Source organism: Streptomyces sp. NPDC013457, from assembly GCF_043089925.1.
Classification (GTDB): Bacteria; Actinomycetota; Actinomycetes; order Streptomycetales; family Streptomycetaceae; genus Streptomyces.
In genome coordinates, this window is sequence record NZ_JBICBL010000011.1 from 266,471 (window position 1) to 285,691 (window position 19,221).

Annotated in this window: 18 protein-coding genes; 7 read left to right on the plus strand and 11 right to left on the minus strand. The window is 72.2% G+C overall.

The annotated features are described in order from the left end of the window. Positions 1-16 precede the first annotated feature (16 nt). From ACF1G2_RS28510 to ACF1G2_RS28520, 3 genes are all read right to left on the minus strand, one after another. Positions 17-871 (minus strand): hypothetical protein, encoded by an 855-nt coding sequence (locus ACF1G2_RS28510; protein WP_391801035.1) that lies wholly within the window; start codon positions 869-871, stop codon positions 17-19. A 279-nt stretch (positions 872-1,150) separates the two neighbouring features. Continuing rightward, positions 1,151-2,371, minus strand: coding sequence for an acetyl-CoA C-acetyltransferase (locus ACF1G2_RS28515; protein WP_383168703.1), 1,221 nt, complete (start codon positions 2,369-2,371; stop codon positions 1,151-1,153). A gap of 253 nt (positions 2,372-2,624) precedes the next feature. Continuing rightward, positions 2,625-3,635, minus strand: coding sequence for an SGNH/GDSL hydrolase family protein (locus ACF1G2_RS28520; RefSeq protein ID WP_391801082.1), 1,011 nt, complete (start codon positions 3,633-3,635; stop codon positions 2,625-2,627). Between the two features lie 119 nt (positions 3,636-3,754). Between ACF1G2_RS28520 and ACF1G2_RS28525 the strand changes: the two genes are divergently transcribed. Continuing rightward, entirely contained in the window at positions 3,755-5,155 is a 1,401-nt protein-coding gene (locus ACF1G2_RS28525) for a cystathionine beta-synthase (RefSeq protein WP_391801036.1), read from the plus strand. 421 nt (positions 5,156-5,576) lie between these two features. On the opposite strand, the gene ACF1G2_RS28530 is transcribed toward ACF1G2_RS28525, so the two are convergent. Then, positions 5,577-6,002 carry a hypothetical protein gene (locus ACF1G2_RS28530; RefSeq protein ID WP_391801037.1) on the minus strand — a complete coding sequence of 142 codons (426 nt, stop codon included), beginning with the start codon at positions 6,000-6,002 and terminating at the stop codon, positions 5,577-5,579. Between the two features lie 119 nt (positions 6,003-6,121). On the opposite strand from ACF1G2_RS28530, the gene ACF1G2_RS28535 reads away from it, so the two are divergent. Continuing rightward, a complete protein-coding gene (locus ACF1G2_RS28535) occupies positions 6,122-6,961 on the plus strand; it encodes a MurR/RpiR family transcriptional regulator (protein ID WP_391801038.1) in 840 nt (279 codons plus the stop codon). Between the two features lie 15 nt (positions 6,962-6,976). Here the strand turns inward: ACF1G2_RS28535 and ACF1G2_RS28540 are convergent, their stop codons facing one another. The 7 genes from ACF1G2_RS28540 to ACF1G2_RS28570 form a co-directional block, all read right to left on the minus strand. Beyond that, positions 6,977-7,348, minus strand: a complete 372-nt coding sequence (locus ACF1G2_RS28540; protein ID WP_391801039.1) for a hypothetical protein — start codon at positions 7,346-7,348, stop codon at positions 6,977-6,979. A 123-nt stretch (positions 7,349-7,471) separates the two neighbouring features. Next, positions 7,472-7,918, minus strand: a complete 447-nt coding sequence (locus tag ACF1G2_RS28545) for a roadblock/LC7 domain-containing protein (RefSeq protein ID WP_391801040.1) — start codon at positions 7,916-7,918, stop codon at positions 7,472-7,474. Beyond that, complete coding sequence (locus ACF1G2_RS28550) at positions 7,918-8,676, minus strand: transcriptional regulator (protein ID WP_391801041.1); 759 nt, start codon at positions 8,674-8,676, stop codon at positions 7,918-7,920. The genes ACF1G2_RS28545 and ACF1G2_RS28550 overlap by 1 nt, the downstream gene beginning before the upstream one ends. Next, positions 8,673-9,215: a hypothetical protein gene (locus ACF1G2_RS28555; RefSeq protein WP_391801042.1), complete on the minus strand. Its 543-nt coding sequence runs from the start codon at positions 9,213-9,215 to the stop codon at positions 8,673-8,675. Before ACF1G2_RS28555 ends, ACF1G2_RS28550 begins: the two co-directional genes overlap by 4 nt. 188 nt (positions 9,216-9,403) lie before the next feature. Then, positions 9,404-10,777: an APC family permease gene (locus ACF1G2_RS28560; RefSeq protein ID WP_391801043.1), complete on the minus strand. Its 1,374-nt coding sequence runs from the start codon at positions 10,775-10,777 to the stop codon at positions 9,404-9,406. A gap of 102 nt (positions 10,778-10,879) precedes the next feature. Next, the gene (locus ACF1G2_RS28565) at positions 10,880-11,344 is read right to left on the minus strand and encodes an SRPBCC family protein (RefSeq protein WP_391801044.1); all 465 of its coding nucleotides are present in this window, start codon (positions 11,342-11,344) and stop codon (positions 10,880-10,882) included. A 41-nt stretch (positions 11,345-11,385) separates the two neighbouring features. Continuing rightward, positions 11,386-12,708 carry a diaminopimelate decarboxylase gene (locus ACF1G2_RS28570; RefSeq protein ID WP_391801045.1) on the minus strand — a complete coding sequence of 441 codons (1,323 nt, stop codon included), beginning with the start codon at positions 12,706-12,708 and terminating at the stop codon, positions 11,386-11,388. 101 nt (positions 12,709-12,809) lie between these two features. On the opposite strand from ACF1G2_RS28570, the gene hutU reads away from it, so the two are divergent. The 5 genes from hutU (at position 12,810) to ACF1G2_RS28595 (ending at position 19,025) form a co-directional block, all read left to right on the plus strand. Continuing rightward, positions 12,810-14,489 carry a urocanate hydratase gene (hutU, locus tag ACF1G2_RS28575; RefSeq protein ID WP_391801046.1) on the plus strand — a complete coding sequence of 560 codons (1,680 nt, stop codon included), beginning with the start codon at positions 12,810-12,812 and terminating at the stop codon, positions 14,487-14,489. A gap of 17 nt (positions 14,490-14,506) precedes the next feature. Further along, positions 14,507-15,697, plus strand: a complete 1,191-nt coding sequence (locus tag ACF1G2_RS28580; RefSeq protein WP_391801083.1) for an allantoate amidohydrolase — start codon at positions 14,507-14,509, stop codon at positions 15,695-15,697. Next, positions 15,688-17,121 (plus strand): formimidoylglutamate deiminase, encoded by a 1,434-nt coding sequence (locus ACF1G2_RS28585; RefSeq protein WP_391801047.1) that lies wholly within the window; start codon positions 15,688-15,690, stop codon positions 17,119-17,121. Before ACF1G2_RS28580 ends, ACF1G2_RS28585 begins: the two co-directional genes overlap by 10 nt. Positions 17,122-17,147: 26 nt before the next feature. After that, a complete protein-coding gene (gene hutI / locus ACF1G2_RS28590) occupies positions 17,148-18,395 on the plus strand; it encodes an imidazolonepropionase (RefSeq protein ID WP_391801048.1) in 1,248 nt (415 codons plus the stop codon). 126 nt (positions 18,396-18,521) lie between these two features. Beyond that, the gene (locus ACF1G2_RS28595) at positions 18,522-19,025 is read left to right on the plus strand and encodes an N-acetyltransferase (protein WP_391801049.1); all 504 of its coding nucleotides are present in this window, start codon (positions 18,522-18,524) and stop codon (positions 19,023-19,025) included. Positions 19,026-19,221: the final 196 nt, after the last annotated feature.

The following is a 19,221-nucleotide window of genomic DNA, read 5'->3' on the forward strand; positions in this document are numbered from 1 at the left end:
GCGGCCGCCGGGCGGGTCAGAGCGAGGCGATCACGCGGTCGGCGAGGATGTAGACGTTCTCGTCGTCCGCCTCTCCGAAGGAGAAGGTCAGGGCGTACGCGCCCGAGACGCCGGAGCCGCCGAGGAGGACCGGCGTACGGCCGGCGCGCAGGGCCTCGGCGAGGCGCTCGGCGGTCTCGCGGTGACCGGGGGTCATGCAGAGCGTGGTGCCGTCGGCGAAGACGTACACGTCGAGCGTGCCGAGCGGGCCGGGGCGTACGTCGGTCAGCGCGGTGCCCGTGTCGGCCAGCTCCTCGAGGCGCGACACGGTGCGCTCGTGGTCCGTGACGACCGGCGTCTGTACCGGCACGAAGTCCGGGTGCGAGGGGTGGCGACGGCGGGCCGCGGCGAGCTCCGGGGAGTCCTCCGCGTACTCGGTCAGCTCCGGGAACTCCTCCAGGACGCTGTCGACGCCGGTGCCGTCGAGCGCGGCGGCCTCGGCCTCCATCGCCTCCAGGGCCATGGCCTCCAGGCCCGCGAAGTCCGCCTGGCGCGGCACGTAGAAGGGGCCGCCGTCCTCGGCGGGACCGCCGAGGCCGCCCAGCAGGGAGGGCGCGTCGGCCGCGTCACGGGCCTCCTGGGCCGCCCAGAAGGCACGCGCCTCGGCGAGCTCGCGCTCGCGCTCCTCGGCGAGTGCCTCGGCGACCGCGGCCCGTATCTCCGCGGCAGGCGTCTCCCTGGCGTGCGGGACGGACACCCCGCGCGCGGCGGCGAGTTCGCCACGCAGGGCGACGACCTGCTTACGGAGACCGTGGGCAGCGTGCAGGGCGGCGGCGCCCACGGCCGTGGCGGCGGCCGTGGTCACCAGCAGGGCAAGAGACATGGCGCTCACTGACGTACTCCCGATTCCGAGTCGATCCCCCCGACTTCCTACATCAGCTTGTCCTGGGAGTGCGCCCCCTGTCAGTGCATTACGTCACGAAATGGACAGGTATTTGGGCCGGGTGTTTAGTCCCGAAACTACTGTGACCTGCGGGAACGACTCTCCCCCGGGACATAGGTCACATCCTGGGGGAGATTCGGTCACGGCTGGGACGCGGGGCGGTTGGATCCCGTGTCGGATGGCCATGGGAGCGCTGCCGCGCGCCCCCCTGGCAGGTTCAGCTCAGAACTAGCTCAGCCGCTCGATGACCATGGCCATGCCCTGGCCGCCGCCGACGCACATGGTCTCCAGGCCGAACTGCTTGTCGTGGAACTGCAGGCTGTTGATCAGCGTGCCGGTGATGCGGGCGCCGGTCATGCCGAAGGGGTGGCCGACGGCGATGGCGCCGCCGTTGACGTTCACCTTGTCCAGGTCCAGACCCAGGTCCTGGTAGGACGGGATGACCTGGGCGGCGAAGGCCTCGTTGATCTCGGCCAGGTCGATGTCGTCGATCGTCAGGCCGGCGCGCTTGAGGGCCTGCTTGGAGGCCTCGACCGGGCCGAGGCCCATGATCTCGGGGGAGAGGCCCGAGACGCCGGTGGAGACGATGCGGGCGAGCGGGGTCAGGCCCAGCTCGCGGGCCTTCGTGTCGGACATGATCACGAGCGCGGCGGCACCGTCGTTGAGCGGGCAGCAGTTGCCGGCGGTGACCAGGCCGTCGGGGCGGAAGACGGGCTTGAGGCCCTGCACGCCCTCCAGCGTGACGCCGGCGCGCGGGCCGTCGTCCGTGGAGACGACCGTGCCGTCCGGGGTCGTGACCGGGGTGATCTCGCGCTCCCAGAAGCCGTTCTTGATGGCCTGCTCGGCGAGGTTCTGGGACCGTACGCCGAACTCGTCCATCTCCTGGCGGCTGATGCCCTTCCAGCGCGCCAGGTTCTCGGCGGTCTGGCCCATGGCGATGTACGCGTCGGGGACGAGGCCGTCCTCGCGCGGGTCGTGCCAGCTGGAGCCCTCGGAGGCGGCGACGGCGGCGGTGCGGGCCTCGGCGTCGGCGAAGAGGGGGTTGTGCGTGTCGGGCAGGGAGTCCGAGTTGCCCTTCGTGAAGCTGGAGACCATCTCGACACCGGCCGAGATGAAGACGTCGCCCTCGCCCGCCTTGATGGCGTGCAGCGCCATTCGGGAGGTCTGGAGCGAGGAGGAGCAGTAGCGGGTGATCGTGCAGCCGGGGAGGTGGTCCATCCCCATCTGGACGGCGACGATCCGGCCCAGGTTGTTGCCCTGCTCGCCGCCGGGGAGGCCGCAGCCGAGCATCAGGTCGTCGATGTCGCGCGGGTCGAGCTCGGGGACCTTGGCGAGGGCGGCCTGGATGATCGTGGCGGTGAGGTCGTCGGGCCGCAGGTCCTTCAGGGAGCCCTTGAAGGCCCGGCCGATCGGGGAGCGGGCGGTCGAGACGATGACGGCTTCGGGCATCACGGCTCCAGGAGGATGCGGGGTGGACGGACTGAAAGGGAAGTTACCTGCACGTACGGCACGGGTCACCGCCCGGGCGGTGTGACGCGGACCTCTTTTCTAAGCGCCCGCTCAGCCCTCTGACGTCCATCTCCCCCGCACCACCCCTCCCCGAAACCCCACGGGGGCCTCGCCGCCCGGTGAGGGGCCTCCCGGGCCCGGCGGGGAGCGGGGCCCCGCCCCTCCGGGGCCGGGGGCGGCCTCCTCGGGCCCCTCAGGGCCTGTGGACCTCCTCCGGGGACGTGGCCGGATCCGGGGCCGAGGCCGGTTCCGCGAGGCGCCGGCGGCGGCGGTGCTTGAGCAGGGCCCAGGGCGCCCGCGCCCCCGTGACCTCCGTACCGGCCTCCCTCGCCGCCTCCGCCGCCGCCTTCGCGACCGGCAGCATGTCCTCGTGACGGTCCGGCTCCAGACGGTCGGTATCCGGCCACACACCGAGCACCGCGCACACCGTAGGCAACACGGCCATCGCCGCCGTCGCGTACCCCTCCGCCGACGGGTGGTAGTTGTCCGCCCCGAACATCTCCCGCGGGTTGGCCGCGAACTCCGGGCCCAGCAGATCGCCCAGCGACACCGTCCGGCCGCCCTGCTCCACCACCACGATCGTCTGCGCCGCCGCCAGCTGCCGCGACACCCGGCGCGCCAGCCACCGCAGCGGCTGGTAGACCGGCTCGATCGTCCCGAGGTCCGGGCAGGTCCCCACGACCACCTCCGCCCCCGCCGTCCGCAGCCGCCGCACCGCGGCCGCGAGCAGCCGCACCGACTCCGTCGCCGGCATCCGGTGCGTGACGTCGTTCGCCCCGATCATGATCACGCCCACGTCCGGCGGCCCCGACGGGGACGACAGCAGCAGCGACACCTGACGTTCCAGATCGTCCGAGCGCGCCCCCGGCAGGGCCACGTTCCGCAGCACCACCGGCCGCTCCGCCACCGCCGCCAGGCCCGAGGCCAGGAGCGCCCCCGGGGTCTGCCCCGAGCGGCGCACCCCCTGGCCGGCCGCCGTCGAATCACCCAGAAGGGCCAGCCTCAGAGGGACCGAGCCGGGGTCCGAGGCCGCGAACGAGCGCCCGTACAGCCCGTCCGCCCCCGGCGGTAGGGGCGCCACCCCACCCCCCACGTTCCGCTTCGCCAGCTGCACCTCGGTCAGGAGAACGCCCACAGCCGCCGCACCGAGCAGCCCGATGCCGCCGCCTCCGTACGCCGCGCCCGCCGCGATCCGCCGTGCCACCCTCGCCCTCGACATGGGGGCAGTCACCTCCTTCAAGCCGTTCAGGATCTAACTGCCCCGTAACCCGCTCCGACTACGCATACGCTGGACGCACCATTACGGAGACCCCGGAGATTACGGTGCAATTCCACGACTCGATGATCAGCCTCGTCGGCAACACCCCGCTGGTGAAGCTCAACAACGTCTCGGCGGGAATCCAGGCGACCGTCCTGGCCAAGGTCGAGTACTTCAACCCCGGCGGCTCGGTCAAGGACCGCATCGCCCTGCGCATGATCGAATCGGCCGAGGAGAGCGGGGCGCTCAAGCCCGGCGGAACCATCGTCGAGCCCACATCCGGGAACACCGGTGTCGGTCTTGCGATCGTGGCCCAGCAGAAGGGCTACAAGTGCATCTTCGTCTGCCCCGACAAGGTGTCCACGGACAAGATCAACGTGCTGCGGGCGTACGGCGCCGAGGTCGTCGTCTGCCCCACCGCCGTCGACCCCGAGCACCCCGACTCGTACTACAACGTGTCCGACCGCCTCGTCCGTGAGACCCCGGGCGCCTGGAAGCCGGACCAGTACTCCAACCCGAACAACCCCCGCTCCCACTACGAGACCACCGGCCCCGAGCTGTGGGAGCAGACGGAGGGGAAGATCACCCACTTCGTCGCCGGCGTCGGCACCGGCGGCACCATCTCCGGCACCGGCAACTACCTCAAGGAGGTCTCCGGCGGCTCGGTGAAGGTGATCGGCGCCGACCCCGAGGGCTCCGTCTACTCCGGCGGCTCCGGCCGGCCGTACCTGGTCGAGGGCGTCGGTGAGGACTTCTGGCCCACCGCCTACGACCGGAACGTCGCCGACGCGATCGTCCCGGTGTCCGACAAGGACTCCTTCCAGATGACCCGCCGTCTCGCCAAGGAGGAGGGCCTGCTCGTCGGCGGCTCCTGCGGCATGGCGGTCGTGGCCGCGCTCGAGGTCGCCAAGGAGCTCGGCCCGGACGACGTCGTGGTCGTGCTGCTGCCGGACTCCGGCCGCGGCTACCTGTCCAAGATCTTCAACGACGAGTGGATGGCCGACTACGGCTTCCTGGAGGACACCTCCTCCGCCACCGTCGCCGACGTGCTGCGGCACAAGGAGGGCGTCATGCCCTCCCTCGTCCACATGCACCCGGAGGAGACGGTCGGCGAGGCCATCGAGGTGCTGCGGGAGTACGGCGTCTCGCAGATGCCGATCGTGAAGCCGGGCGCCGGTCACCCGGACGTCATGGCGGCGGAGGTCGTCGGCTCGGTCGTCGAACGAGAGCTCCTGGACGCGCTGTTCACCAAGCGGGCGTCCCTGGAGGACCCGCTGGAGCGTCACATGAGCGCGCCGCTGCCGCAGGTCGGCTCGGGCGAGCCCGTCGCCGACCTGATGTCCGTGCTCGGCGAGTCGGCGGACGCGGCGATCGTGCTGGTCGAGGGCAAGCCGACGGGTGTGGTGAGCCGACAGGACCTGCTGGCGTTCCTGGCGAACGGCGGGTCGAAGGGCGTCGCGAAGTAGCGCGACGCGTGATCGAGCGGGCGTTCGCGCAATCGGTACGAGCGCGACACGTACGCGCAGCACCCGCTTAACACGCGTCCGGCACATTGTTCCTTGTCGGCGTCAAGGACTACGGAGCGGCTCCCGGACCTCCTGACGACGCCTTCCGGACGCGAGACCGGCCCTGACCCGGGCCCGTGTCCCCCGCGGGGACCGCCGTCGTCCCGCCCCCCAGCGATGGGGGTGCGGCGGTCCCCGCGCACATGTCTTTCCGGGCCCAGGGCGCTCGGACCCGGCCCCTGCGGTACTCGGGCTCCAGTCCCTTGCGGTACTCGGACCCGGCCCCTTGCGGCTCTCGGGCCCGGTCCCTTGCGGTACTCGGGCGCGGTCCCTTGCGGTACTCGGGCTCCGGCCCAGGGCTGCCCGCCCTCGCCGCGACGGGCTATCGGCCCTCGTCGTCCGTCCGGCGCGCGAAGCGCCGTTCCAGGCCGCCGGTCGCGTGGACGAAGTTCACGCCGACGATGCCGATCCAGGCGACGATCAGGCCTTCGAGGTCCGCCTGGGCGACGGCGATCGCGGAGAGTGGGATCGCCAGGAGCAGCGAGATGATGCCGAAGCCGTAGCGCTCACCGAAGCCCTCCGGGCCCGTGCCCGGCGGGCGGACGCCCCGGGCCGCCGCCACCTGCTGCTCCGCCGTGCGGCGGCGGACCTGGCGGTCGATCGTCGTCTCCAGGCTCTGTTCCACCTTGCCGAGGAAGGACTCGATGAGCGCGGACTCGTACTCCGCGCCCAGCTCCCGCCGGACGTGCAGTGTGGCGTCCAGCTCGTTCTTCAACTCGTCGGTGCGGGCGGGGTCGCGGCTGTCCATACTCGTCACGGTAGGGAGCGCCGACCCCACGTGTCAGTAGGGGTATCCCCCGCATTTCTTGCCCTCCTGCATATCTTCATGCAGAGTTCACGGTGACTGAATAGGCGGAAGGGGACGGCGTGAGCGACAGCCCGGCCGGACGGCTGCAGGCGCTCTTCGAGGGCCATCGGCTGACACCGACACAGCGGCGGATCGCGCACTGCATGGTGCGCCGCGCCGGCGACGTGGCGTTCCTGTCCAGCGTGGAGCTGGCCGACCTCGCCGGCGTCAGTCAGCCCTCCGTGACCCGGTTCGCCGTCGCTCTGGGCTTCGACGGCTACCCGGCCCTCCGCCGCCATCTGCGCGAGGTCGCGCCCGCGGGGGAGGCCTCGGAGAAGGCCGGCGAGCACAACGAGTACCAGCAGGCCGTCCTCGCCGAGATCGAGAACCTGCGCCACCTCGCCGAGCTCCTCGCCGATCCCGCGCCCGTCGCCCGCGCAGGCCGGCTGCTCGCCGCCTCGCGGCCGCTGCCCGTCCTCGGGCTGCGGGCCGCCTCCTCGCAGGCGCGCGGCTTCGCGTACTTCGCCGCCAAGGTCCACCCCGACGTCCGCCTCCTCGACGAGGGCGGTTCGATGCTCACCGACCGGGTCGACGCGGCGGTACGGGCCGGGGCCACGGCCCTGCTCTGCTTCGCGCTGCCCCGACACCCCCGCGAGGTCGTCGAGGCCCTGGAGTACGCCCGGGGCGCCGGACTGACCGTGGTGACGGTCGCCGAGTCGGCGTTCGCGCCCGTCGCCGCCCACAGCGACCTGCTCATCCCGGCCGCCGTCGGCACCGGGCTCGCCTTCGACACGGCCTGCGCCCCGATGCTGCTCGGCCGCGTGCTCCTGGAAGCCATGGCGGACGAACTGCCCGATGCCCAGGCGCGCCTGGAGGAGTTCGACACGAAGGCGGCGGCTCGCGGCCTCTTCGTGGACTAGGGCCGGTCTTTCGAGTCAGAGCTCCAGGTCGTTCTCCAGCTTCTTCAGCTGGTGACGCGCCATCGCCAGGTTCGCCCGGTCCTTGAACAGTGCCAGGTACAGGAACAGCCCGTTCTTCCCCCGCCCCTTCAGCAGACGGATGATGTGGTACTGCGTGCCGAGGGTGATCAGGATGTCCTCGATCTCGTCCTGGAGCCCGAGCATCTCCATCGTCCTGACCTTGGCGCGGACCACGTCCGTGTTGCCGGCCGCCGCCACGGTGAGGTCGAGGTCCTTGCCGCCGCCGATGGTGCCGAGCGCCATTCCGCTGGTGTAGTCGACCAGAGCGGCGCCGATGGCGCCTTCGATGGACGCGGCTTCCTTGAGGACGGTCTCGGTGTTCGCCATGGGTGTCGCACTTCCTTTTCCGGTTTCGGTTTCGGTTCTCGTTCGGTTTCGGTTCTTCGACCGGTCTTCGATCGGTCTTCAGGTCCGGTCGGGGCCGGTCAGGGGGCCGGTCCCGGGGCGCGGCTATGTCTGGTGCCGGTTCAGGTCCTTGCGCTCCAGCGCGCCGTCGACCAGCTCGCCTATCCGGGCACTGGACCGCCGGGCCTCCAGATGGAGCCGGCCCACGTTGATCCGTGGCTCGGCGAGCAGCGTGAGCACGGCGGAGCCGCCGGCCGCGTACGTGGCGACGTAACCGTTCTCGCCCCGGACGAGCAGCTCGCGGAAGCCGCCCTGTCCGGTCGACTCGCACAGTCGCTGGGTCACGCCGAGGGCCGCCGCGGTCAGCGCGGCCACCCCCTCCGCCTCCGTGGAAGCGGTGTCATGGGCGAGCACCAGGCCGTCCGCGCTTGCCGCGAGCGCCCCGGTCAGCTGGGGTAGCCGGGCCCGCAGCCGTCTCAGCTCGCCGAGTACCTCGGCTTCTGCCGACATCAGTTGTCTCCTCTCGGCGCGCAGGCGCAGGGCACGCCTCATCACAGACTTGCCTCCAGGGCGTCGCGGAGCCGGCGCAGCAGGGTGATGTCCGGATCGGCCGCGACCTCGCCGACCCAGGCGGGTAAGGCGGGCGGTGGGGCTTCCACGGGGTCGGGCGGGGTCTCCACGAGGCCGGCGGCGGCGAGCCGGCGGACGTCGAGAAGCGTGTGGAAGGCCGGGCGGCCCAGCCGGCGGGCGATGTCCGCGGGCGTACGCGTCCCGTCGGCCGCCGCGAGCAGCGCCCGCTGGCGCAGGCTCACCGTCTGCCCGGGCGCCGGGGCGCGGACGACGACCGGGGCGGTGTCCACCGCCGCGTACGGCCAGACACTGTCCAGCAGTTCGCGGCGGCGTACCGTCTCGCGCTCGACGGCCTCGGTCGAGACCGGGCGCACCGCGCCGAACCAGTGGGACACGCCGTAGCGGAAGCGGGTCGGGCCGGTGGCGGGGGCCAGGGCGAAGAACGCCGCGTCGAAGACCGCGCCGAGGTGACAGATCTCCAGCTCGCCGTCGTGCAGCCGGCCGCTCTCCACCAGGAACCTGCCGACCTCGCGGCGCGCCCCGGCCCGGTTGACGGCCTCGTCCCAGCGCTCGCGGGCCAGCCGTCCGCCGGCGGTCAGCAGGACGTCGAGTCCGGGCGCTGCCGGGCTCTCGGCGTGCACGACGCGGCCGTCGACGAGGTAGAGCGTTCCGTGGTCGCGCAGCAGGGCGCCGGTCGCGCGCTCGGCGGCCAGCCGGACGAGCATGGGTGAGACGGTCATCCGAGCACCAGCCTCTCGGCGAGGTCGCGGAGTCTGAGCCGGGCGAGCGCGAGGTTGCCGGTGTCCCGGTCCAGCCACACGTGCAGGAAGACGCTGCTGTCGAAGGCGGTGTCGACGAACCGCAGCACGTGATAGCCGCTGCGGGTGCTGACGATCAGATCCTCCACGGGCGGACCCTTGGTCAACCCGCCGTCGGCGGAGGCGGTTTCGGTACGCTGTCCCCTGGCTGGGGCGGACGCCGTGGCCGCGGTTCCGGCCGCTCCCGGGGAGCCGGTCGCGCCGGTGCCCGGGACGCCGGGCGTGTTCGCGCGCGGCGCCAGGACGACGGCCGTGGTCGGTGCGGCGATGCCGGCGAAGGAGTCGTACTCCGCCGCCGCGCGGGCCAGTTCGGCCGCCTCCGCCGCCGTGGTCTCGTGGTCGCCGACCGGCGACTCGCCCGCCGCGCCGAGGGCGAGCCCGCTGGTCCAGTCGACCAGCCAGGCTCCGCGCGCGCCTGGCAGGCTCATGGCCTCCAGCAGGCACTCGTCGATTCCGGGCACGCGGATTCCCCTCCCGATGCGGCGTGCGGGCGTACGGCAGTGACCGTGACGCTACTCAACGTTCCGGTCGGGGGGAGGAGTTCTGGCATTTTCCATCGGAACATGCCGCTCGCTTGCTTGAATTCGCCCCTGGGTCCGCGGCCGTCCGTCCCCAGGGGTCCCGTGTGCCTCGGAAGGGCCGCCGCGCCTCAGTCCTCCCCGCGCACGCGCAGGACGGCCTTGTTCACCACCCACAGTCCGATCCCGACCGCGAGCAGGACACCGGCCCGGACGTACACGTCCGCCGAGCGGTCGGCGAGCGGGCTCGCCAGGATCAGGGCCGTGACGGCGCCGATGACCGGGAGCGCCGTCGGCGTACGGAAGTGGGCGTGGTCCACCCGGTCCCTGCGCAGCACCAGGACGGCGATGTTGACCACGGCGAAGACGCAGAGCAGGAGGAAGGCCGTCGTGTCGCCGAGGCCCTCGATCTCGCCCGTGGCGACCAGGCCGATGGTCAGGACGGTCGCGAAGACGATGCCGGTGAGAGGGGTGCGGCGGTGCTTCAGGACCTTGCCCATCACGCGCGGCAGGACCCGTTCGTTGGCGAGGCCGTAGCAGAGCCGGGAGGCCATCATGATGTTGATGAGCGCGGAGTTCGTGACGGCGAAGAGGGCGATCAGCGCGAAGAGTTTCGGCGGGAAGTCGACCCCGCCGGCCTTCACGACCTCCAGGAGCGGCCCGCTGGAACTCTCCAGGACCTCGTGGTCGACGAGGAGCGAGGAGACCAGGGCGACCAGGACGTAGACGGTGCCGGTGACGGCGACGCCGATGAAGATGGCCCGGGGGAAGGTGCGGACCGGATCCTGCGTCTCCTCCGCCATGTTGACGGAGTCCTCGAAGCCGACGAAGGCGAAGAATCCGAGCGCGGTGGCCCCCAGCACGCTCGTGATCAGGGCGTATCCGCTGCCCGACGCCTCGAACTCGCCGAGCCGCGACGGCTCCCCGTCACCGCTCAGGACGGCCCAGGCGCCGATCCCGAGAATGATCAGCAGCCCGGTGACCTCCACGAGCGTGAGGACGACGTTGGTCTTCACGGACTCGGACACCCCGCGCAGGGCGAGACAGGCGAGGGCGAGGACGAAGACGATCGCGATGAGCGTGGCGGGGATCGCGTCCGTGAACTCCTGGAAGTAGTCCCCGCTGAAGGCGCGGGCCGCCGCGCTCGCGGAGGAGAGTCCCGAGCACATCACCATGAACGCGACGATGAAGGTGAGGAAGGGGACCTTGAACGCCTTCTGCGTGTAGAGCGCGGCGCCCGCCGCCTTCGGGTACTTGCCGACCAGCTCCACGTACGACGCGGCCGTCAGCAGCGCGACGACGAAACCGATCACGAAGGGCAGCCAGAGCGCACCGCCGACCTTGCCCGCGACCTTGCCGGTCGTCGCGTAGATCCCGGTGCCCAGGATGTCGCCGATCACGAAGAGGACCAGCAGCTTGGGTCCGATGGCGCGCTTGAGCGCGGGCTCCCCGGTCGTCCCGGACCGCTCGGCCGCGGGCTCGTCGGATCGTGATGTCGTGGTCATGGGCGCCTCTCGTCGTCGTCGGGAGAACGCCTGCCCGGGGGCCCGTCACCTGATGCCCGCCGCACTGTCACTCGTACGGGCGAACGTATGTGCGGACGAGGGTCAGTGGCGGCGCTCCACCGAGGCCGCCACGTCGTCCAGGTCCTTCGCGAGCGCCCGGCTCGCCGCCTTGGCGCCCAGGCCGCTCAGCAGCCTGGCGACGAACCCCAGGCGGTTCCCCTCGGCAGGGCCTCCCGAGAACGTCATCCGCACCACGGTCCCCCCGTCCCCCTCGGGGCGCAGCGCGATCTCGGAGACGTAGTGCATGCCGTGCGAGTCGGCCACCGTCACATAGCGGTCCGGCGCCTCGGCCTCGGTCACGGTCATCTCCTCCGTGGCCTGCTTGCCGAACATGGTCCGGGTCTCGCGCCAGCGTGTGCCGACGCCGAAGGTGCCCTCGGTGAGCACCTCGACCTTGTCCACACCGCTGAGCATGCGCTCCATGCCCCGCAGGTCCGTCATCGCCTCCCAGACCGGTCCTGGGGGTGCCTGGATCCGGCGTTCGACGACGATGCTCTTCATGGCCATGGCTCCATGGAAGCACCGGGGTGCGACAGTCGCCTCCGTTGTCAGCCCAGGAGTGCGTCCGCCCGGTCGCCGCCCGCCTCGGCGACGATCTCGTCCATGCTCTGCGCGGGCCGCACGGTCGAGAACGAGACACCGCCGTCGCCGTCCTGGACCGTGAAGCCGTGGACCGCCGGCCGCGGCAGGCTGTTGTACGCGAAGTGGTGGGCGAAGTAGTACGCGCCGGTGTCCGGCACCGCCACGACGTCGTCCGGCCGCAGCAGCGGCAGCGGGCGCGCGGTGGCGATCAGGTCCCCCGCGAAGCAGGCGGGTCCTGCGACGTCCTGGACGGTCTCCTCCCCGTCGTGGGGCCGGCCCTCGGAGTCGTACGCGAGGACGCGCAGCGGCCAGGAGGCCGGGTCGTAGACGGTACGGGTGGCGACCTGGACCCCGGCGTGCGTCACCGCGATGGGGCGTCCGCCCGAGGTCTTGGTGTACTCGACGCGGGCGAGGATCGTGCCGTGCTTGGCGAGCAGCGAGCGGCCGAACTCGGTGACGAGCCCGTAGCGCCCGTCGAGGAGACCTGGCGCCGTCCCGGCGAGCAGCGCCGCGTACTGGGCGTAGGTCGGCGTCTCCTCGTCCGAGGCGAAGTTCACCGGCAGCCCGCCGCCGATGTCGACGGTGTCGATCTGCTGCCGGCCGGCCTTGGTGTTGATCTCCTCGGCCAGGTCGTACACGGCGGCGACGCCCTCGGCCATCAGCGAGAAGGGGACGCCCTGCGAGCCGGAGTGGGTGTGCAGCCGGGTCAGCCAGGGCCGGTCGAGGTACGCCTGGACGACGGCCTCCCGCGCGCCCTCGTCCCGGAGGGCCACCCCGAACTTGGACGTGGCGGTCGCGGTCGAGAGGGCGCCGATCGAACCGGCTCCGACCTGCGGGTTCACCCGGATCCCGACGGGGGAGGCGGTCGGCGCGGCGGCGATCAGCGCGTCGAGCCTGGCCAGCTCCTGGAGGTTGTCGGCGTTGACGGCGATCCCGAGCGCGAGGGCCTGGCGCAGTTCGGCGGGCGTCTTGGCGGGCGAGTCGAGCACCGTACGGGACGGCGCCACGCCGGCCGCGCGGGCGAGGGCCAGCTCACCGGGGCTCGCGACCTCGACGCCGAGCCCGCACGCGTCCAGCAGGCGCAGGACGGGCACGAGCGGGCAGGCCTTCACGGCGAAGGCGTGCAGGACGGGGGCGTCGGTGACGGCGGCGAAGGCGGAGACGAGGGCGGCGGCCGACGCGCGGATCCCGGCGGTGTCGAGGAGTGCGACGACCTGCCCGGAGGAGGAGGTGAGGAGGCCCTGCTCGACGGCGGCGCGGACGGCCTGATCGCGACGGTGGGATGCCATGGATCCATAGGACCACCGGGACGGGTGGCACCGCAGCTGTTGACTACAACTATTCATCAGGCCAGGATGTGAATAGTTACGTCACATCGGAGGAGGCACCCATGTCAGGACCCCGCCCCGTACGGGCCCCGCGCGGTACGGAACTGAGCACCCTGGGATGGCAGCAGGAGGCCGCCCTCCGGATGCTGCAGAACAATCTCGACCCCGAGGTCGCCGAGCACCCCGACAAGCTCGTCGTCTACGGCGGGACCGGGAAGGCCGCGCGTGACTGGCGCTCCTTCGACGCCATGGTGCGTACGCTGCGGACCCTGAAGCAGGACGAGACGATGCTCGTCCAGTCCGGCCGCCCGGTGGGCGTCATGCAGACGCACGAGTGGGCCCCGCGCGTGCTCATCGCCAACTCCAACCTGGTCGGCGACTGGGCCAACTGGGAGGAGTTCCGGCGCCTGGAGCAGCTGGGACTGACCATGTACGGCCAGATGACGGCCGGTTCGTGGATCTACATCGGCACCCAGGGCATCCTCCAGGGCACCTACGAGACGTTCGCCGCCGTCGCCGCGAAGAAGTTCGGCGGCACGCTCGCGGGCACCATCACCCTCACCGCCGGCCTCGGCGGCATGGGCGGCGCCCAGCCGCTCGCCGTGACGATGAACGACGGCGTCGCGATCTGCATCGACGTCGACCCGCGCGCGATCGAGCGCCGCATCGAGCACCGCTACCTCGACGTGAAGGCCGACAGCCTCGCCCACGCGCTGGCGCTGGCCACCGAGGCGCGCGACGCCCGCCGCCCGCTCTCCATCGGCCTCCTCGGCAACGCTGCCGAACTGCTGCCGCAGATGCTCGCCGAGGGCGCGCCCATCGACATCGTGACCGACCAGACCTCGGCCCACGACCCGCTCTCCTACCTGCCGGTCGGCGTCGACTTCGACGACATGGCGAGCGCCGCCGCCAAGGACCCGGCCGGCTTCACCACCCGCGCCCGGGAGTCCATGGCCAGGCACGTCGAGGCCATGGTCGGCTTCATGGACGCCGGCGCCGAGGTCTTCGACTACGGAAACTCCATCCGCGGCGAGGCCCAGCTCGCGGGCTACGACCGCGCGTTCGCCTTCCCCGGCTTCGTCCCGGCCTACATCCGCCCGCTGTTCTGCGAGGGCAAGGGTCCGTTCCGCTGGGCCGCCCTCTCGGGCGAGGCCTCGGACATCGCCAAGACCGACAAGGCGATGCTCGAACTCTTCCCCGAGAACGAGTCCCTCCACCGCTGGATCAAGATGGCCGGCGAGCGGGTCCACTTCCAGGGCCTCCCGGCGCGCATCTGCTGGCTCGGCTACGGCGAGCGGGACCGCGCGGGCGAGCGCTTCAACGACATGGTGGCCTCCGGCGAGCTCGCCGCCCCGCTGGCCATCGGCCGCGACCACCTCGACTGCGGCTCGGTCGCCTCCCCGTACCGCGAGACCGAGGCCATGCTCGACGGCTCCGACGCGATCGCCGACTGGCCGCTGCTCAACGCCATGGTCAACGTCGCCTCCGGCGCCTCCTGGGTCTCGCTGCACCACGGCGGCGGCGTCGGCATGGGCCGCTCCATCCACGCGGGCCAGGTCACCGTCGCCGACGGCACGCCGCTGGCCGGCGAGAAGATCCGCCGCGTCCTCACCAACGACCCCGGCATGGGCGTCATCCGCCACGTCGACGCGGGCTACGACATCGCCGAGAACGTCGCCGACGAGAAGTCCGTACGCGTCCCGATGCGCGAGGGCGACGGCGTGGACGGTGTCTCCGCGTGAGCGAGACGTTCCACGCCATGTGGCGTTCGCTGCGGCCCATCGGCCGCAGCGACGCCTCGGGCGGCTACCGCCGCTACGCCTGGACCGGCGCCGACGCCGACTGCCGGCTCTGGTTCCGGATGCAGGCCGAGGCCCGCCGCCTGAACTACGAGGTCGACCGGAACGGCAACCAGTGGGCCTGGCTCGGCGACCCCGCCGCCGGTGACGCGGTCGTCACCGGCTCGCACCTGGACTCCGTGCCCGACGGCGGCGCCTTCGACGGCCCCCTCGGCGTCGTCTCCGCCTTCGCCGCGCTCGACGAACTCCGGTCCCGTGGGGTCCAGTTCAAGCGCCCCTTCGCCATCACCAACTTCGGCGACGAGGAAGGCGCCCGCTTCGGCCTCGCCTGCGTCGGCTCCCGCCTCACCGCGGGCCGGCTGACGAAGGAGCAGGCGTACGAGCTCCGCGACGCCGACGGGATCAGCCTCCCGCAGGCGATGGAGGCCGCGGGTCACGATCCGGACGCCATCGGTCCCGACCCCGAGCGCCTCGCCCGGATCGGCGCCTTCGTCGAGCTCCACGTCGAACAGGGCCGCGCCCTGGACCTGTCCGGCGACGCCGTCGGCATCGCGTCCGCGATCTGGCCGCACGGCCGCTGGCGGTACGACTTCGCGGGCGAGGCCAACCACGCCGGCACCACCCGCCTCGTCGACCGCCGCGACCCGATGCTCACCTACGCCGAGACCGTCCTCTCCGCCCGGCGCGAGGCCGAACTCGCGGGCGCCGTCGCCACCTTCGGCAAGATCGCCGTCGAGCCGAACGGCGTCAACGCCATCCCCTCCCTCGTCCGCGGCTGGCTCGACGCCCGCGCCGCCGACCAGGACGCCCTGGACACCGTCATCGCCGGCATCGAGACGGCCTCCCGGGACCACGCCGCCCGCCACGGCATCGACCTCACGGTCGTGCGGGAGTCCTTCACGCCCGTCGTCGAGTTCGCCCACGCCCTCCGGGACGAGATCGCCTCCGTCCTGGGCGAGAAGACCCCGGTCCTCGGCACGGGCGCCGGACACGACGCGGGTATTTTGTCCGAGTCGATCCCGACCGCCATGCTGTTCGTACGGAACCCCACGGGCGTCTCGCACTCCCCGGCCGAGTCCGCGGCCGAGGACGACTGCGTGGCCGGAGTGCTCGCGCTCGCCGACGTACTGGAAGGACTGGCGTGCAGGTGACGACGTACTGGCTGGAACACGCCTGGCTCGACACGAACGTCGAGCCCGGCGTGGTGCTGGAGGTCACGGACGGCCGGATCACGGCGGTCCGGACGGGGGCCGACGCGGGGGCGGGAGCCGGTGCGGAGACGACCGAGGGAGCGGGAGCCGGTGCCGGCGCGGAGAACGCCGCGCGGGCCGGCGCGGCGGCGGGCGGCATCGCCCCGCCGCCCGGCGCCGTCGTCCTGCGCGGACTGACGATCCCCGGCCTCGCCAACGCCCACTCGCACGCCTTCCACCGCGCCCTGCGCTCCACCGTCCAGGTCGGCTCCGGCACCTTCTGGACCTGGCGCGAGATCATGTACCAGGTCGCCTCCCGGCTGACCCCGGAGTCGTACCACGCGCTCGCGCGGGCGGTGTACGCGGAGATGGCGCTCGCCGGCATCACGGCCGTCGGCGAGTTCCACTACCTCCACCACGCCCCCGGCGGCACCCCGTACGCCGACCCCAACGCCATGGGCGAGGCCCTCGTCCAGGCGGCGGCCGACGCGGGCATCCGCATCACCCTCCTCGACACCGCGTACCTCTCCTCCGGCTTCGGCGCCGCCCCCGACCGCCACCAGCTCCGCTTCTCCGACGGCACGGCCGACGCCTGGGCGGAGCGCGTCTCCCAGCTGAAGGAGCGCGAGGGCGTACGCATCGGGGCGGCGATCCACTCCGTACGCGCCGTCCCGGCCGACCAGCTGTCGACGGTGGCGAGCTGGGCGCACGAGCGGGGCGCACCGCTGCACGTCCATCTCTCCGAGCAGACGGCCGAGAACGACGCCTGCCTCGCGGCCCACGGCCGCACCCCGACCCAGCTCCTCGCCGACCACGGCGTCCTCGGCCCGCTGACGACCGGCGTCCACAACACCCACCTCACGGACGGGGACATCGCGCTCATCGGCTCGACGACGACGGGCACCTGCATGTGCCCGACGACCGAACGCGACCTCGCGGACGGCATCGGACCGGCCGTCGCCCTCCAGCGCGCGGGCTCCCCGCTCTCGCTCGGCAGCGACAGCCACGCCGTCATCGACCTCCTGGAGGAGGCCCGGGCGATGGAGCTGAACGAACGCCTCCGCTCCCGCACGCGCGGCCACTGGACGGCCGCCGCGCTGCTGCGGGCCGCGACCGCCGACGGCCACGCGGCCCTCGGCTGGGGCCAGGCGGGCACCCTGGAGCCCGGCGCGCTCGCCGACTTCACGACGATCGCGCTGGACTCCGTCAGGACAGCGGGACCGGTGCCGCGTCTGGCAGCCGAGACGGCGGTATTCGCAGCGTCGGCCGCGGATGTGCGGCACACGGTCGTGGGCGGCCGCCATGTCGTACGGGACGGGATCCACCGGTCCGTACCGGACGTGCCCCGCGCCCTCGCGGACTCGATCGCCGCCCTGCGCGGCTGAAGCGGCTGAAGGAGAGATCTCTCATCATGAACACCGGCCCCGCGACGAGGAACAGCCCGGCGGCGACCTCCGCCCCCACGAGCGCGAACAGCGCCGTGGCGACGGCCGCGACCGCCATCGTCAACATCGCAAGCCTGGTCACCAACGATCCCTCCCTCGGTGATGGAACGCCCCTGGGTCTGATCCAGGACGCGGCCGTCGTCATCGAAGGCGACCGCGTCGTCTGGGTCGGTGGATCAAGCAAAGCACCCGCCACTGACAACCGGGTCGACGCCGGTGGCAGGGCCGTGATCCCGGGATTCGTGGACTCCCACTCGCACCTCGTCTTCGCGGGCGACCGCACGGCGGAGTTCAACGCGCGGATGTCGGGCCAGGCGTACAAGGCGGGCGGCATCCGCACGACGGTCGCGGCCACACGCGCGGCAAGCGACGAGGCGCTCTCGGCGAACGTCGCCCGCTACCTGCGCGAGGCCCTCGCCCAGGGGACGACGACCTTCGAGACGAAGTCCGGCTACGGACTGACGGTCGAGGACGAGGCGCGCGCGCTGCGCATCGCCGCCGCGCACACCGACGAGGTCACCTACCTCGGCGCGCACATCGTCGCGCCGGAGTACGCCGAGGACCCGGCCGCGTACGTGGACCTCGTCACGGGCGACATGCTCGACGCCTGTGCCCCGTACGCCCGTTGGGTGGACGTCTTCTGCGAGAAGGGCGCGTTCGACGGGGACCAGGCGCGGGCGATCCTCACGGCCGGCAAGGCGCGGGGGCTCCACCCCCGGGTGCACGCGAACCAGCTCTCGTACGGCCCCGGTGTCCAGCTGGCGGTGGAGCTGGACGCGGCGAGCGCGGACCACTGCACGCACCTGACGGACGCCGACGTGGACGCCCTGGCGCAGTCGTCGACGGTCGCGACGCTCCTCCCGGGCGCGGAGTTCTCCACCCGCGCCGAGTGGCCGAACGCCCGCCGCCTGCTGGACGCGGGCGCGACGGTGGCCCTGTCCACCGACTGCAACCCGGGCTCGTCCTTCACCTCGTCCGTGCCGTTCTGCATCGCGCTGGCGGTACGGGACATGGGCATGACCCCGGACGAGGCGGTCTGGTCGGCCACGGCGGGCGGCGCGGCGGCCCTGCGCCGCGCGGACGTCGGCCACCTCACCCCCGGCTCCGCCGCGGACCTCACGATCCTGGACGCCCCGTCCCACGTCCACCTGGCCTACCGCCCGGGCGTCCCCCTGGTGACGGAGGTCTGGCGCCGGGGTACGCGCGTGATCTGATCACGATCCGCCCGTGACCTGGCCTGAGAAGCCGTTGCCGTACCGATCACGGAGTCTGCCGAGCCTGGCGGTACGCGGGGAAAATCAAGGGGAGCGGACGGTCACGCGCTGCTACGGTCGGGCGCCATGAGCTGGCTTCCCGATGACTTCGTCCACCCCGTCCTGGTATCGCTGCCGGGCGGGGGCCATCACCTGCGGCCGATCCGGGAGGCGGACACCCCGCTCGACTATCCGGCGGTGATGGGTTCGCGCGAGCGGCTGTGGACCATTTTCGGCCCGGCCTGGGGCTGGCCCGCGGCCACCATGACCTACGAGGCCGACCAGGCCGACCTGTTGCGGCACGAGAAGGAGATCGCCGCGCACCAGTCCTTCAACTACGCGCTGTTCGACGCGGCGGAGACGGTTCTGCTCGGCTGTGTCTACATCGACCCGCCGGAGAAGGCCGGCGCGGACGGCGAGATCTCCTGGTGGGTGGTGGACGAGCTGGTGGGCAGCGAGGTCGAGCAGGCCCTCGACACGCTGGTGCCGCAGTGGATCGCCGCCGACTGGCCGTTCGAGCAGCCGCGCTTCCTCGGCCGCGAGATCTCCTGGTCGGACTGGCTCGCCCTGCCGCAGCACGCCGACACGTAAGTGGTTGTTGCCCGTACCGATCCCGAAGGCTGTCGGTCGTTCGGTTGAGATGCGACTTCTCTCAGCGGGATGTCGTGGAACGCCGGGTCGTTCGTGGCCGGGTCGTGATCCGCCGCGGTCCAGGTACTCATGTGGCCGCACCGGCCCGTCCCATTGGTCGCTTGATCATCATGAATTCCCCTCAGTCACAGATAGG